Genomic DNA, 16,538 nt, shown 5'->3' on the forward strand with positions numbered 1-16,538 from the left:
CATATCCACGATCACGGATGGGCTATCGTTCTGTTGGCAAGCGCGGCGGATCGCGTTCCTCTTCCTCGACAAGCTCGGAAAGAGCGAGGCGACGGCGCGCGCTGCGTTTGGTCAGATGCTCCAACAGGCCATCCAGCTTCGTCACCGCCTTCAGGCTCGCACGATGATCATTGCGGGCTGCCGACAACTCCTCTTTCCGTCGCTCCTCGGCGGCGCCGGCAATCTTCTCGTTTTCGCGCAACTGCTCGGTTTTTCTGGCGGCGATTTCGAACCGTCCCTGAAGCCGATGGAAGCTGGCAGCCTTTACCGGCTGCCCAACCAGCGAACCGAACGCTGCCTCTTCTGCGTCAACCGTGCGCCGGAGGTGTTCGGTGACCGCAGCGGCTGCCGCCTGAACCTCCTTCGCGGCCCGATGCGCAGCGGCGTGCCTTCTGATCACGCCTTCCTTGGCGCGTTCTTCCCGGCGGCGTCTGAGGTCGCCCAATCGAGCGATCATGTCACGATCTTTCATTGACGATTTCCCGCATGAGTTGGCGCGTCTTGTCGATGCTCTCGTGTGTAGCGGACGCCTGACGCAGAAAGGCGTTGATGGCATCGATCTTCGCCACCGCCTCGTCCGCGACGGCATCGCTTCCCTTTTCGTATTCACCGACCCGCAGGAGAAGTTCGATGTCGGCGTAGCGGGCAAGCAACTCACGCAGGCGGCTGGCGTCAGACCGATGGGCCGGCGGTACAACCGCATCCATGAGGCGGCTTCGGCTGCGCAGGACGTCGATGGCCGGGAAATGGTTCCGCTGCGCGAGTTCGTTCGACAGGAAGACGTGGCCATCGAGGAGCGCCTGAATTTCCTCGGCGACAGGATCCAGCGTGCCGTCGCCTTCCAACAGAACGCTGTAGAGGCTTGTAATGGAACCGACGCGGCCGGGGCCTGAGCGCTCGAGCAGGCGGGGCAAGACCGCGAACAGCGAAGATGGAAAGCCGCGACGCGTCGATGGCTCGCCCGAGGCCAGGCCAATCTCGCGCTGCGCACGGGCAAACCGCGTTATGTTGTCCATCGTAAGCAGCACATGCTTACCCTGGTCGCGAAAATATTCGGCAATGCTGGTCGCCACATAGGCGGCCTTGACGCGCTCGATGGCAGGCCGGTCGGAGGTCGCGACGACGACGATTGCCCGCTCCCGCCCTTCCGGTCCAAGCTGATGTTCGAGGAACTCACGCACTTCACGTCCGCGCTCTCCAACAAGGGCGACCACGGCAACATCGGCATCGGTGCCTCTGACGATGTCGGAAAGCAGGATCGACTTGCCGACGCCAGGTTCGCCGAAGATGCCGACGCGCTGCCCGCGCGCGCAGGTGAGCAGCCCGTCGAGGACGCGGATTCCGAGCTGGATCGGCTCGGAAATCAAGCTGCGCTCCAGCGGAGATGGCGGATAGGCATTGACCGGATAGCTGCCGGTCATGCCATCCTGCGAAAGCGGCTTGCCGTCCAGGGGCTCGCCGAGCGCGCTGATCACCCGGCCGAGAAGGCCGGGACCGACGGGCACACGCTGGTCCTTTCCGGTCGCGACGACCTCCGTCAGGCTTGAAAGACCGCTCAGATCGCCAAGCGGAACAAGGATCGCCATTTCGTCCATGAGGCCGACGACTTCCGCCTTGGTCGTCTTGCCGGTCCTGGGGTCGACCAGTTCGCATATCTCGCCGATCCGGGCCTCCTCGACGGTCGCATGGATGATCGTGCCGGTGACCCGCCGTACACGCCCTTTCCTGGGCCGGCTGGCATCGTTGCGGAGGGCGGAGCGCAGGTTCGGAATGAGGGACGCCAGACGGCTTTCGATATCAACAGCGGGCTCTTTCATGGAACCTCCGCCTTTGACGCAATCGCGGCAGCTATGGCTTGGAGCTGCGCGTCGATGCTCGCATCGACGACGGCAAAGTCGGTCGAAACGATGCAGGCGCCGGTTGCCAATGCGTCATCCGCGTCGATCTCGACCGTCATGCCCAGATCACTCTCGCGCAAGACAGCGTCCAGCTCATCGCGAACCCTGTCGACGGAAGCGGGATGAACTCGGACTTTCAGATATTTGGCGCGGCGAATTTCAATCACAGCCTGCCTTGCCGCCTTCGCGACAAGCGTGCTGACGTCGAATTCTCCAAGCATTCGCCTGACGACATCGAGGGCCAGGCTGATGACTTCGGCTTCCAGCCCGCCAAAATAGTGATCCACCTTGACCGCCGTCTCGCTGATCAAGCGTGTGGCGTCCGCATCGCCTTGCGCCTTGCCGTCTTCATAGCCCTGCGCATATTCAGCCGCATAGGCTCGCCGAGCGGCATCACGCAACTGCTGCGCATCGCGCCTTGCTTCATCGAGAAAGGCATGCCCATCCTGCAGGGCGCGCACCTCGGCGGCGCGCAGGATCCGGGCGAAAGGGCGCCCCGGCACGGCATCGGTCGCTTTGTCCGGTTCGATCATCCCGCCGAGCTCATCGCTCGTCGAACAATCGCGGGACCGGTCTCGGCAAAGGGTTCGCCTGCCGTCTGATCGACGAGCTCGTGCGGCACCAGCTTGAGGCGCACCCGCATGCTCGTATCGCCAGGCATCGCCTGACACCAGGCGCCAAGGCAACTCAGGCCGTGGGCATAGACACGGCCGTAAATGTCCTCCAGGGGTTCCAACCGCTGCATCGGACCGGCCAGATCGCGGTTGGCGACCGCGAAAGCGCAGAGATCCGCGCCAAGCGCTGCCTGCCACGCGGCCGCTTCGCGTCCAACAATGACAGCGGCCAGACTGCCGGCCCAGTAGATCGCGCCGGCGCGAAGCGCAAGTTCCTCCAGCTCCTCGCCGGAGGACAAGGCGATCGCTCGATCGACCTCGTCGGCCGGCTCTTCGACTGCTGAAGACAGCTTATGACGCTCCACCAGAAGCTCCGATAATCGTTCATGCAGGCGTCGCGACTGCAGCATACGCTCGCAGGCAGCCTCGCCGATTGTGCCGTCAAGGCATTCCGCGAGCCTGGCCGCATCCACATAGGATGCGGGGTTGGATACGAATGCCTGCCATTCCGGGCTGGCGGTTTGCTTCGAGCCGGTCTCGGTCATGTCTTTTTCACAGACATTGCCGAAGCATCGAGCGCATAGACGCCGGGCTGGCGATACCACTGGAGGTAGGCCAGCCGGGCAGCCAGCGCGAGTATGGCCGCCGCCATCCCGTAGAACAGCCACATCGCGGCGACGACGCTGTCCGGATGCAACCAAAGGCCGAGGAACGTCGTGAAGCCCGCCTCGCCGGTTCCCTGCTCGGGGGCCGCCGCCGTTACCGGAATGAGGGTGACGGAAACATTGTCATAGGTCAGTCCGGCGATACCCTTGGCCACCAGCATCTTGACCTGTGGGATCAGCTCATTCATCGGAACCGATGCGCGATGCCGGATGAAGACGGAGGCGGACGACGGCACCAGCTGCTGTCTCAGCGGATCGTTTTCGGGCAGGACAAGATGGACGCGCGCGGAAAGCACGCCGTCGATATCCGAGATCGTCTGCGACAGCTCCTGGCTCAGGCCATAGATCATCGCCGCCCGCTCTTCCACCGGCGAGGACACCAGCCCACCTCTCTTGAACACGTCGCCCAGCGTCTGGAATTCCTGTTTGGGCAATCCGCTTTCATCCAGAATCGCCATTGCGTCGGCGAACCGATTTTTCTGCACGGAAACCGTCATTTTCCCATCTTTAGCGGTCTCGCGTTGGGCAGGAATCCCATGACGCATCAACGTGGCCACGATCTCGTTGGCCTGCCGCTGGTTGAGGTTGGAATAGAGCTCCTCCGAGCACGCCTGCAACGCAAGCATGCCGATAACAATCAACGCCACGCGCCACCGGGCGCCGCATCGATTCAATAGCGTTGAGCGCCACGGCAAGGTTAGCGTCGGCACGAAATACCCCATTCACTGTTGTTTGATCAGCGTGCTGGTGGACGACGTGACGGCCGTCACGCTGCTCGTCACCACCTCGAGATTGGCGGCTGCCCACATCACCGAAATGGACCGTTCGAGAAGTTGCTCGGCATTCTTTGCCGGGGAATTTTCTGCTTCCTTGCCTGACGGGGCCGTCTTGCCGGCGGCATCCTGCACCGTAGCTGCATCGCCGATCACCGGGGCGTTCGCCTGGCCCAGGGCTTTCTGGACCTGCTGCATGGTTCCGTCCAACGACCGAACGGCCGACCCGAACAGGGCCGACGGATCCGTGAACGCCCCGCCCCCTGCCTTCTCTGCCTCGGCCAGATAGTCGAAGAGTTGGCGTTCGACGATCGCTTCCGTCCTTTCCGGCTTGGAGGATTGCCCAGCCATTGCCGGATTGGCACCGGACGACGCTTGTGCCACCTGCTGACCTTCCCGTGTGGCGACATCACCGCGCTCAGGCGTGTTGACCCTCACGGCGTCGTGCTTTTCCTGCTTGGCACCGGCCATTCGATTGCCAGGCTGCGCCGCGGCGCCAGCGGTGATCTGCTGTTGTGAGCTTATGCTGGTGGTCAAGTTTGCAAGCGTAGCCTCCAAGGCTCCAATCGGTGCGATCTGCATGAACCTGCCTCCCGTTCCCTAGTTCTTCTCGGCGGAGGGGACGTCATACGCCTCCACCTGCCTTCCGCGGAAAACGCGGACCGAAACAACCTTGCCCGGCTCCGGCTTCGTGCCCGTTGCCGCGGGAACTCCGAGCGTTTTCCTGACCAGTTCGATGTAGGAGGGTGGCCCCGATACCGAGACGACATCGTCTTGCTTGGAAACCTTTACCGGAAACCTCGGATCGATGACGCCCAGCCGCGAAAGCCGATCTTCCGCACCGGCAGCCGTGTTTGCATCAAGCGGGATCATTTCCGTCTGGATTTCGGCTTCGGTCGCAACGTTCATGACGATGCCGTCGAAATGCCAGACCAGCCCGTATCGATTGCAAATCTGGGCCAGAAACTCGTGGGCCGTCCCCGCCGGCATGCCGGCGCTCAGGCGTCCTTTTACAAGCTTGCTGACGCGCATCGGCACTCGCATGTTGCGGCCAAACTCGACCAGCGCGTCTGCCACCAACTGGTCGACCGTGATGTATTTGTAAGGGCCAGGTGGCCATCGCGGTTCGGCAGCGTATGCGTGCTGCGAGCCAAAGCCGAGCGCCAGGACCACGGCAAGGCCGCAGGCGGCAAAGGCAGCCCTGGCTCCCGACAACCGATCCGCATGGCAAATACCGCGTCCCGTCAACTTTTGTCCTATTGCAAGCGACCCACGAGTGGTGACCCCGCATCGCTCGCTTCATGGTTTTGCCCGCCGGGTTCACTGTAACGTGCGCACTGCGAAATTGGAAGTCCAATTGGATTGCCGATGCTAGTTCGGTGCCAAATGTTGCGAACAGTGAGCAAAGCGATATGGTGCGCGCTGGAATCAGGCGGGACCCGTGTGTGATCCCCTGTTCAACGCCTGGATGCAGAAAGGTGTCGGTGGTGGCAAACAGGGCGCTGCTCGCGAACGCGTTCGCTCCCGCCAGCATAGCGGGAGGCAGTATCCTGTTCGGCCCACGTCTCAGCCGGAGAGTGGCAGCGGCAGCCTGGGTTGCTGCCACGCTGGTTGCCGCCATGGCTTCAGCGCAGGCCCAATCGAACAGCGCTTATGACCCTAGATGCTGGACTTACGATCAGGCGAGAAATGTGCTGGTCTCCCCTTCCGCTCCCGACCAGACGTCGGACGAAGGAATGCTGCCGGAGCGGTTAGCGATCCCAAGGCAAATCGTGAACTTCAGCGAGGCTCAACCGAAGGGATCGATCGTTCCACCACGGAGCGGCGTCTTTATTACATCGTTGGGGACGGCAAAGCGCTGCGATATGCAGTGGGGGTTGGCAAGGAGGGCCTGGAGTGGGCCGGTCGCGACACGATTTCGAGCAAGAGAAACTGGCCGGATTGGCGACCGCCTGCCGATATGCGATCCGGGAAAGCATCCAAGGGTCGCTTGCTGCCCGCTCATGTCGCAGGAGGACCAAACCCCATTGGGCGCCCGCGCCCTTTATATCGGAAATACGCTTTATCGCGTCCGCGGCACCAACCAGCCATGGACCGTCGGACAGGCCAACTCCTCGGGATGCATCCGCATGACCAATGAAGACGTTATCGATCTATATGACCGCGTAAAGATTGGAGCTCAGATTATTGTCCGGCATTGAATCGTGATCCCTTTCAACATCAAGCAGCTCGAAACCTTTCTCCTGGTTGCCACGTTCGGAAGCTTTCGAAAGGCAGCGGAACGCCTGAACACGACGCAGCCGGCGGTATCCACCCGAATTGCCGGCCTGGAAGAAGCGCTGGGCGCCAAGCTGTTCGAACGGCACAGCAGCACCGTCAGGCTGACCGCCGAGGGACAACGGCTGCTGCCACCTGCTCAACGGGTCCTGCGCGTAGCGGAACGGCTGCAGCTGGCGGCCAACTCTCTTTCAGAGACGGCAGGGGTGCTTCGGCTCGGGGTTGCCGAATCCATCGTTCACACCTGGCTTCCGGATTTCCTGAAGGAATTGCAAGCAAACTACCCGCTTGTCGATACGGATATTGTCGTTGATGCGACGACGACCCTTCGCAACGAACTCATGTCCCACAGGCTCGATCTTGCAGTGCTGATGGGCCCGATTCTGGAGCACAGCATCGAGAACATCGAGCTGCCATCCTTTCCGCTCGTCTGGGTCTGTTCGCCGCAATTGAAATTGGCCAACCGAAGCAAGCTGACGCTGAATGATCTGATGCAGTTTCCGATCATCAGCTACGCGCGCACCACCAGACCCTACAGCGAACTTTACCGCAAGCTCACCAGCGAACTGGAAAAGACGCCGCGTATCTTTCCGGCCAATTCGCTGGCCGCCTCCATCAAGATGACTCTCAACGGTATCGGGATAGCCTCGCTCCCCGAGGAAGTCGTCCAGGACTATACCGCAAGCGGCACATTGCGCATTGTCGACTGCGAATGGCACCCGTCCGACCTGCGGTTTACCGCCTCCTATTCTTCCGAACCATCCAATCCGATAGCGGAGCGGGCGGCGAAGCTGGCCGCCTGCGTCGCGCATGCCTATGCCGCGAGAAGCGGCAAGGCGCAGCCTGCTGACGGACGCTAGATTGGGCCGGCAGTTCTTCAGCCGACCGACGTGACCGGCAGATAGATGCGGTCGCCGGAGAAAATCATGTCCGGACTCAGGATATGATCCATGTTGAGCACCACCGTGGCCGCCACATCCGCTGAATGGGTCCTGGCGATCAGGCGGATAGAGTCGCCGTTCTTGACGTCGACCCACTGATAGCCATTCTTCTCCAGCGTTGGATTCGTGCGGCCCTCGGAATTGCTGCTGCCCTTGGGGTGAACATAGACATAGTCGCCGGAGACCCAGCCGCTATGCATTTCGCCGTCCGGTCCGAAACCGTCGACGGGTATCCAGGCTTCTCCCGAAGGATCGGTCGAAGGTTTCGCGGTCTGTTCGACGAATGTGCCGGGTTGCAGAACCGTCGCCACTGCCGAATGCCCGTCGGGCTGGGTCCGCAAATTCAGGCCGTCATCCGCTTGGACGACAAGTTGCGGAAAGGTCTCTGGCGGGGTTTGTTCCCCACCTGGAACGTCCGAAGGATCATCGGATCGCTGGGACGAGGCATCGCCAGCCGGTTTTTTCGGGTCGGGTGGAGGGGCCGTCTTCGCGCCCTCCCAAGGCTCCGCGAGCAGGGAGTCCAGCGAGAAGAGAAGCATTCCAACGCCGAAGGTGACGCCCAGGGTCCACCGATCCCATGCGGTCCATCTCTTGTCGGACTTTTCCGCCGCCGCGATATCGGCATCGGTTCGCGGTACCGAACGGCTATTCATTCGGTCCGTCCTTATGGCCGACGCCCAGAATTCCGCGCAGCCGAACGTGAACATGGTGCCGGCGACTGTTGCGATCGGCGCCGGCCAGGAATGCAGCGTATAGACGGCGCAGCCAAGCACATAGCCTGGTCCAGCCAGATGTTCGGCCAGGTTTCGGATCACCGGTCTGCCGGTGAACGACTGCAGCATCGACTTTGTGCCATAGACGATGTTGCCGAGCGTAAACGTGCTGTTGACGACAAGATCCTTACCCTGGATCATCCCGGTCGCGGCACCTGGTGCTGCGGCAATGAATGTGGCTCCGCCGAGCGCGTTGAGGAATCGCCCGAACGGCTTGTGAGCCGCGGTTGCGTTGGGGAAGAGCGCCTGCGCCCCGAAAACGAAGCCTCGCACGCCAAATGCCACTCCACTTGCGGTGGCGGTCCAAGTTGGCGGCAACGAAGTCCACAGCGTGTAGGAGGTGGTCGACATGCCACCAAAGGTAGCGAGCGCCTGAGCGTTTTCCCTCATCCTGGCATGGCTCAGCGCCAGATCGACGCGGGTCGCTTGATCCGGCGTCATCGCCTTTTTATGGGTTGCCCGATAGGTCGTCAGTTGCAGCACGGAGAGGCCGTTCGTGTGATCCCCGCTCATCCACTCGAACTGCTCAAGCGTGAACTTGCGGAACTGGCCGGGGCTCATTTCCTCGAACTGTTTTGGTGTCACCGCTTCGACTTGCGGCTGGGTCAGCGCTTCGGTGTGGTGGATCGTGAAGGCGCCCCATTGATCGCGGGTCAACGCCGGGATCTGCTTCTCGGTCAGCCACGGCACCTGCTTGGGATCGAGCTTCGCCACGTCCACGGAACCGACCATGGTTTCGGGGATCGCCGCAACCTGGCGCTCGGTGAGGTTCTTCAGCAATCCGGCCTCGCTCAGATCCTTGAATTGCTGTGACGTGAACTTCGCGACCTGGCCGGGCTTGAACCACGGAACCTGGCGCGCTTCCAACTTCGACACGTCGACAAACTCGACCTTGTCTCCTTTGATCGCCTGCAATTGTGGTTTCGTCAGGTGAGGCGTCAAACCGGCTTTGCCGAGATCCCGGAACTGCTGGCCGGTCATATTCCGGATGTGGCCCTCGGTCAGCCAAGGAATCTGTTTCCCGTCGAGGCCCGCGATGTTGACCTGGCCTATCTTTGCCTTCGCGATACCCCGCATTTGGCTCCTGGTCAGAGAGGGCAGCAAGCCGGCCTGATCCATGTCGCGGAACTGCTGTTCCGTCAGTTCGGCCACCTGCTCACGCCTGAGCCAGGGGATCTGGTTTGGCTCGAAATCGGCCATGTTGAGATCCGGCACCTGGTCAAGCGAAGTCGCCCTGACGCCATCTCGGGTGAGCGCGTGGCCGCCGGAAGCACCGCGTATCCACGGCAGCACGACGGCTTCGCCGGTGTCGGGGTCGTACACCAGTATGTGCGTCTTGTCCGCCAGCTCCGGTGCATCGGCCGGCGCGCGAGGCCCGTCGGAAGGCGGCACATAGACCTGTTCCGAGCCCCTCGGCTCGGTGCCCAACATTGTCGCGGTGATCACCTTGCCGCTCTCGTCCTTGAGCTGCAGGGTTCGGCCCGGACCGGTTCCGGCCGTTGCCGATTGTGGCTGCGGCGCAGCCGTGGCGGGTCTGTTGTGTCCGAAGATGTTGCCGACAATTACCGCATCGTCGAGCGCCCGCTGCAAGTCCGCGGAAGGCGGCGCATCGAGGAAAACCCAGCGCGGTTGATAGCCCGGGTTCTCGTTCCGCAGTGCCACATCCTTGTTGATCTGCTCCTGCAGTTTCGGCGTGAGCGGCACTTCGCGCATCTGCGCGACGCCGTTGATCGTCGTCCAGCGATGATAGGTCTTTACCTCGATCGCCTCGATCACGTCGTCGCTCTTGAAGACGGGCGAATCCACATATCGCCCACCCACGCCTGAGACGGGGTGGGACCCACCCAGGTTGGCATCGACCGGGAAATGCGCTTCTCCAGGCGACCCATTGAGTTCGCGCGTATAGATCTCGCCGGCCTGCCATTTCTCAGGCTGGCGCATGTTGCGGACCTGTGGCAGCGAATAGGTCGTGGGAGGCGCCGCCTCGATTGCCTTCCTGGCAGGGTTCGCCGCCGGCGGCACGCTTTCGCCCTCCGGCCGCCCCTGAGTGCCCGGCACATGGTCCTCGGAGGCGCCGCGCATCCATGGCAGGACGTATGCTTCGCCGGTCTCGGGATCGCGGAACAGAATATGCGACTTGTGCATCAGCTCCGGTTCGTCGCCGCGCGCTGGCGGTCCGTCGGCGGGCGGCACATAGACATTCTCTGCGCTCTCTGGCAGCGGTCCATAACGGGTGGCCGTCCCGGATTGACCGTGCTCGTCCCTTATCTGGATCGGGCCGTTTCGGCGGCTGCCCACCTGCGAGGAGAGGAAGGTCAGCACGCCGTCGGCAACGTTCTGGCGCATGAAGCCGCCATCGACGATCGATGGGCCGAATTCCGTCCGGAACTGCTCGATCGCCGCGCGCTGGTCGGGTCTTGCATTCTTTTCCAGTTCTCCGAGGAACTGCTCCAGGGAGGCCTTGCCGCCCTTCGGGATGCCTGTCGCCGCCCCGTCGCGCGAGGTTTCCACGGCGTGGGCGAGCCAGGCGGGGATCGTCAATTCCTCATTTTGCCCGTCGGCGCGATCGAAGGTCAGTGTCGCGGTTTCGTTCTTGGCGATCGAAGGCGCGATGCTGGCCGCTCTGGACTTGTACTGGATTCTCACCTCGGCGCTGAAAGTCAACGCACCTGCGGGCAGAGGATGCATCGAGAGTGAAAGCGTGTAGCGCGTGGCCGGGGTGCCGTGCGAACCGTAGAGGTTCTTATAGATGTTGCCGGCTCTGGGCATGTAGCGGGACTGCGGTGATTCGTCGGGTTGGAAGCGCGCGGGAAGCCATGATTGTAGCGTCGATTTCACCTTGTAGGTCGCGGACGTGACCATCCGGTCGGGATTGAAACCCAGTACGCCAGGCAGCCTGTTGTGATCGTTGAAGATGACGTCGACCAGCATGGCCTCGGGATTTACAATTCGAGCCTTCTCGCCGGTCAGCAAAACGATGTCTGCCGTCGGCGCCTTGCCCGGTACTGCCGAAAGACGCAATCCGCTCAGCGTCGGCTCATCGACCAGAGAAACCGTGTTCGACGGATCGATCTGGCCGGCGTTGACGAGGTCACGGATCGAGCGGATGCCATCGCCCTGGCCGATGGCTGCGATGAGTTCGGACGCCTTCGCCGGGTCCTTGACCGCGAACTGGATTTTCAGGCTTGTCGAGCCGAGAGCGGACTGGATCTGGTCGTATGCCTGCGTCGACACGATGTCGCCCGGCTGGAGCGTGTCCTTCACCGACAGTTCCGGGCGCTTCTCCAAGCCGACGCGCGGCATCTGGTCCACCGCCGCGACATGATTGGCCACGATCGGCAGGCGTATACCGGCTTTGGTCTCGGTCATGACACGGTCGAACGGAAGCGCGCCTTGCAACTGGACGTGGCCGGATCTGTTTTCCGCCGGCACGCCAAAGAAGTCATGCTGGCCAAGTGCCAGCGTGACCTCCTCGCCCTTGAGCAAAGGCGTGTAGGCCATCTCGATCACGGTGCCTTCGCCATCGGGTGTCATCCCAACGATGGCAGCGTCCAGCGGCTTGGCGTCATAGCCGGTCGCATCGCTGAATATCGCCTTGCTCGCCGCCGCCGACAGATCGCTGCTGCGAACCGGGAAGGCCGTCTGATTGGACACCGGCCAGATACCGGCCTGGAGGCCTGTGATGTTCCTGTATTCGCGTGCCCGGTAGGATACGATGCCCTGGGTGCCGAGTGCGTCCTTGAACGGCGTCAGGCTGCGTTGGCTGACGCTGTCGACGATCGACCACCCGATCATGCCGACATCGGTCTTGGTTCCGACACCGAAGCCAATGGCCGCGATTGTCGGCGAGCCGATCCCGAATGCATCGCCGGTGTTCAACCGGACCCGGAAGGTGACACCGACGCGGAAGTCCGGCAGTATGTCACGAAGCGGCGTGCGCGGAATCTGAACGCCGTCCGGCCCATAGCGCTCGGCCATCTCGCGGCTGGAATAATAGCCCTTCTCCTGCTCGTAGCGGGCCACAAGCTGTTCGACGGCCAAGCCGTCGAGATAGGCCGAGGGCGTCCTCGGATCCTTGCCGCTGGTGTAGACATACCCGCTCGTGTCGTGTCCGGGCGTGCCGGCAAAGCTGCGTGTCTCCGGGTTCCAGACGAGGCGCACCGTTCCGTCTTGTCCTGTCGGCTTGCCCGGTACGATGATGGGATCGCCATCGGCGGGATGGGCAGTGCCAGGCGGGGCCGACCCCTGAGGATCGTGGCCCGGCTGCATTGTCGAACCCTCGCCGCTGCCGTCATCGGCCTTGATCATTTCTCCAGGTATCACCGGATGGCTGGGGTCGTGGAAGACCTGCTTCCCGGTCGGCCTGTAAACGCCATCGGCACCGATCTCATAGACATTCATTGGGCGCCCCGAGGAATTGGGCTCCGGCGCCGGCGGCAATTGCCGCGGTCCGTTGCCGCCAGGCGGCTGCTGGTGCGGTCCGTCGCTGCCCGGTGGCGGACTGGCGTCCGGACCGTTGGAGCTCGCCTGCGTGCCCGTTCCCGGCCGCAACGTACGCAGGCCATGGATGCCGAGGCCCGTGCCGGTGATGCCGGTGCCAAGACCGGTAAGCGCATTGGCAAGCTGGAGACCATTCATCTGATCTCCGTTGACGGCAAGATCGTAGGCAGAGGTCGCCAGCAAGGGTGCGCCGACAATCACCGAGCCGACATCCATTCCCCACGCCGCCTTGTTCAGGCCGGCGGTCGATTGCATGTAACCGCGGGTTTCGAGCGCCAGGGAAGAGCCGGATCGTGTCGCACCTATGCTGCCACGGAAGGCCTGCAGCGCGGTCATTTCCTTTCCCGCCAAGCCAATGGTGCGCAGGCCGCTGGATGCCATGGGCAGAACCGTGGTCGCCGCGCTGGCGATGTTCATCAGTGACTCTCTATCGTCCCACTCGCCGCCATGTTCCAGATGGTTGACCTGGTTTATGACCGCTCGGGTTCCGAGATAGGCAGCACCCGTATAGGCCAGCGGGGCCGCGATCGGCGCGGCCGGCGTGAACGACAGGATGGTGGCGATGCCGGTCCCGATGCCAACCAGCGGATCGACGACCTTGTCCCAGACCGAGACGTTGCGCGCCTTCACCACTTCAAGCGCGATCTTGCCGTCGTCTCCCGCCTTCATCTCCAGTCCTTTGGGAACGACGAGCTTGCCGCTCTCACCAAACTGGCTGTTGTTGTCCTGGAAGTCGCCGAGGTCGTCGAACTTCTCGCCTGTCACGTCGACATAGCGAGTGTTGCCGTCTCCGTCGCGCACGGCAAAGAGCGTGACCTGCTGCGTCCCGACCTCGTCGTCGACATAGAAGATCGGCACGCTGCGCACATACGGATCGTCGCCGCCAATATCGCGGATCTCATGCGTCACATTCTCGATCGCCTCGCGGCCATCATCGGTCGAAGAATTCAGGCCGAACGTCCTGGCGACCGTGTCATCGAGGGTCGGACCAGGTTGTTCCCGGAACTCGTTGTCATAGCCGCTGTCTAGCAGCTGCTGGAACTTCGGCTGATAGATGCCGTCGAGCGTCTGCTGCTGATGCTCGTCCAGATAGGTCTTGTCCACCGTGCCGTTGCGGTCAGCCAGGAGCGAGGGATCGCTGAGCCGAAGCTCATGATAGTCGCTGAACCCTTGCACCACTCGGCGCAGATCCTCGGCCTGCGTTATCTGAGCCCTAGTCGCATCCAGCCTGAGCTTGGCGACCGCCAGTTCGGGGTCGACCCAGCGGCCACCATGATCGTTATCCTGTGTGTCCAGGTCGATCCAGATTGCCTTGCCGCCCTGGGTCAGCGCATCGATCCCTGTCTGGCTGTATTTCTGGGCAACCTCCGGCGCCACCTTGATCGTCTGTCCTGCGACCTCGATTTCGACCGGCTGCACGCCATCGGGCAGCGTCCCTTGGGGCGCATCGACCGCTCCAGGCTCGTGTTGCGTCAGCGCATTGTTGAAGTTGGTCTGCAGGCTCGTCAGCTTCGTTTTCAGGTCGGTGATGCTGTTGCCGAGCTGCTTGTCTAGGACATCGTTCAGATTCTTTGCCGCTTGCGCCTCGCCGGCCTTCGCGGTTTCCAGGCCGTTGGCGGTGCACATCTTCTCCGTCGAACCGCTCAGAAGCTGTTGCCAATCCTTGTTGAGCTGGCGGTCCCGATATTCGTCCGTGACATTCTTGTCGTTCAGACTGTAGGTGAGCTGCTGCTCCGTCGTTCCCTTGTCGAAATGATTGACGACCCAGAGCTGGCCGTCGCGGACCTCGAGCGTCGATGTCTTGTAGTGTCCGAGGTAGTCGCCGCTATACCGGTTGTATTCCTCGTTGGGGTCGAACTCCTGTTCGCCAAGATACTGGCCAAGCAGCTTTTGCTCGAGATCCGTCTGCTGCGCGCCGACCTGTGCGGCAGTGGTATGAGCGTCGAAGTAGTTCTGGTAGGCCTGCGCCAGTTCGACCTGACTGCCTGCTGTCGTCTGCAGCGCCTTGAGGTCCTTGTATTCCTTCGAGTCCGTGGGGACGCCGTCCAGTTCGGCCTTGCCCACCAGGAAATCGATGGTGAGCTTGTCGCCCTTGCTCAGATGCAGGCCGACCTCGGAAAACAGCTTGTCGACGGCCGCGTGCTCGGCGACACCCTGAGCGTGTTCGGTATACCGGTTCGGGCCGTTGACAGGGCCGACAGCTGTTGCATCGGGATCACCCAGCGGCGTCAGCTTGCTCTGCCCGGCAATGGCATCCTTGAGGACGCGTGCGGCATTCTCATATTCGCCACGGGCATCGCGTGCGTTCTGTAGCAAGGTGTTGGCCTTGGTCAGCCGCTCCCGCGCATCGGCGAGCGTGCCCTTCGGTTTCTGCGCGGTCCATTGCAGACCGTTAGGCGCCAGTGCCCTGTTTATGATGGTCTGCGCGCCATCAACGGCATCTTTGTAGGCGGGATCGAGCATATCGACGTTGAACTGCTCCTGCTGCTGGCCGGCCAGAGCTCGCGTCTCGGTGATGCGCGACAGGGCGATGTTCTCGGAAATGATGGCCTGGGCGACCTGGGGATCGACCCAGGTCCAGACGCCGTCGATCTTCATCGGCGTCCACTTCCCGCCGGAAGGTGCGTTGCCCTGTGGCGGTTCGCCGAACGGATCGACAACCCTGTTTTGCCCATCCAGCTTGGGCTTGGCGGCCGTGCCCAAACCGTATTTGTCGATCAAAGCCTGTTTGTCCTGTCCGGCCTTCTCCGCGGCGTCGATGAGGCTGGGCAAGGTCTCACCGGCCAACAGCCCTTCGACAAAGGTCTTCACGACCTGGCCTTCCTTTGCCTCCTCGAAATTGCTGCTGTTGGGGTTCACCGCCAATAGCGTCCTGGCCAAAGCGGCCTGCGTGCTTCCTGCCTCGATCTTCAGGTCGGTGCCGGTGGTGTTGTTGTGCAGCGTCATGCTGCCATCGGGCTTAGTGGTCAGCGTATAGCCGTTGAAGGTGACCTCCACGGTAGTGCGCGTCCCGTTTTCGATGGTGACCTTTTCTCCGGGCTTGATGATGTCCGGATCTCGGGACGAATCGAAAAGCTCAGGATTCGTCCGTCTGAGATCATCCAGCGATACGCCATATTGCTGCGCGATAAGGGTCAAATTGTCGCCGGGCTTGACCTCGTGCTCGACGGGCTTGCCGCCATTGATCTTCTCGGTGATGGTCGTCGTCACCCGGCCGTCCTTGTCGGTGACGATCTTGGTTTCGGTCCCCGTTTTCGGATCGACGATCGTGGTCGTGGTCTCGCCCGTTTTGGTGTTGTGCACACTGTTGCGGGTCTTGCCGTTGCCATCGACGGATTGCGAGGTTTCCTTGCCGTCGGCCGTGGTCACGACGGAGCGTTCGTCGTGCTGATAGTCGTGCGAGTAGACGGTCTTGTCGCCGGTGTGCGGGTCAACGAGCTCCACCGACTGCACGTCGCCATTGCCGCTTGCCGCTGCCTGCGTCTTGACCTGATAGCCGGCGGCCTGCAGTTCGGCCATCACATGCTCGCTGGTGAGGCCGTTGTCCTGCGCGATCTGCTCGATGCTTTTCCCGTCGGCCAGACCTTGCTTGATGTTCTGCGTGCTTTTCCCACCCGGATCCTGCGCGGCCGCCAATATGGTTTTGTGGCCGTCAGGACCGGTGACGGTGGTCACGGGAAGGGACGGACCGGCGCACGGTGCGATCCAATCCGCGGCTGTTCACGACCGTTCAAAGCCTNAGAAGACGGCATACGATATGTAGCCGTGACTGGAGTTCAGACGTGTGCTCTTCCGATCTGCTCGACGCTCGTATAGTAGCTGTCGTGTTGATAGTCGTAATATTGCGTGACGGTGCGGCCGCCGGCATCCGTGATTTTCGTTGTCTGCACGTCACCATTGCCGCTGGGGTCGGCGGTCGACACGGTCATCCCGCCAGACCTGAGCGCGGCGATGACCTGGTCGCGCGTCATGCCGCGGGCAGACGCAATCTGGTCGATACTTTTGCCACCGGTGACGTCGTTGACGATGTTGCGGGCAGTCGTCGCTTCCGCGGCGTT

At 62.2% G+C, this 16,538-nt stretch carries 9 protein-coding genes; 1 reads left to right on the forward strand and 8 read right to left on the reverse strand.

Annotation, left to right across the window (positions count from 1 at the left end):
* Window positions 1-22: 22 nt before the first annotated feature.
* Genes X744_RS1000000174800 through X744_RS159210 form a run of 7 tightly spaced genes read right to left on the reverse strand, consistent with a single transcriptional unit; the run spans window position 23 to window position 5,237 of the window.
* Window positions 23-484, reverse strand: coding sequence for a hypothetical protein (locus X744_RS1000000174800; protein WP_156938522.1), 462 nt, complete (start codon window positions 482-484; stop codon window positions 23-25).
* A 13-nt stretch (window positions 485-497) separates the two neighbouring features.
* The gene (locus X744_RS159235; RefSeq protein WP_023758734.1) at window positions 498-1,856 is read right to left on the reverse strand and encodes a FliI/YscN family ATPase; all 1,359 of its coding nucleotides are present in this window, start codon (window positions 1,854-1,856) and stop codon (window positions 498-500) included.
* Window positions 1,853-2,470 (reverse strand): type III secretion system stator protein SctL, encoded by a 618-nt coding sequence (gene sctL / locus X744_RS159230; RefSeq protein WP_023758735.1) that lies wholly within the window; start codon window positions 2,468-2,470, stop codon window positions 1,853-1,855. Before sctL ends, X744_RS159235 begins: the two co-directional genes overlap by 4 nt.
* The gene (locus X744_RS159225; protein ID WP_023758736.1) at window positions 2,467-3,096 is read right to left on the reverse strand and encodes a SctK family type III secretion system sorting platform protein; all 630 of its coding nucleotides are present in this window, start codon (window positions 3,094-3,096) and stop codon (window positions 2,467-2,469) included. The genes sctL and X744_RS159225 overlap by 4 nt, the downstream gene beginning before the upstream one ends.
* Window positions 3,093-3,926 carry a type III secretion inner membrane ring lipoprotein SctJ gene (gene sctJ, locus X744_RS159220; RefSeq protein WP_245266547.1) on the reverse strand — a complete coding sequence of 278 codons (834 nt, stop codon included), beginning with the start codon at window positions 3,924-3,926 and terminating at the stop codon, window positions 3,093-3,095. The genes X744_RS159225 and sctJ overlap by 4 nt, the downstream gene beginning before the upstream one ends.
* A 12-nt stretch (window positions 3,927-3,938) precedes the next feature.
* Window positions 3,939-4,571: a hypothetical protein gene (locus X744_RS159215; RefSeq protein WP_023758738.1), complete on the reverse strand. Its 633-nt coding sequence runs from the start codon at window positions 4,569-4,571 to the stop codon at window positions 3,939-3,941.
* 18 nt (window positions 4,572-4,589) lie between these two features.
* A complete protein-coding gene (locus X744_RS159210; RefSeq protein ID WP_245266548.1) occupies window positions 4,590-5,237 on the reverse strand; it encodes a type III secretion protein in 648 nt (215 codons plus the stop codon).
* Between the two features lie 956 nt (window positions 5,238-6,193).
* Between X744_RS159210 and X744_RS159205 the strand changes: the two genes are divergently transcribed.
* On the forward strand, window positions 6,194-7,126 hold the full coding sequence (locus X744_RS159205) for a LysR family transcriptional regulator (protein WP_023758741.1): 933 nt from the start codon (window positions 6,194-6,196) through the stop codon (window positions 7,124-7,126).
* Between the two features lie 17 nt (window positions 7,127-7,143).
* Here X744_RS159205 and X744_RS159200 read toward each other — a convergent pair whose 3' ends face one another.
* Window positions 7,144-16,155, reverse strand: coding sequence for a LysM peptidoglycan-binding domain-containing protein (locus X744_RS159200; protein ID WP_023758742.1), 9,012 nt, complete (start codon window positions 16,153-16,155; stop codon window positions 7,144-7,146).
* Between the last annotated feature and the right edge of the window lie 383 nt (window positions 16,156-16,538).

The sequence above is a fragment of the Mesorhizobium sp. LNHC252B00 genome, assembly GCF_000502955.1.
In the GTDB taxonomy this organism is placed as follows: Bacteria; Pseudomonadota; Alphaproteobacteria; order Rhizobiales; family Rhizobiaceae; genus Mesorhizobium.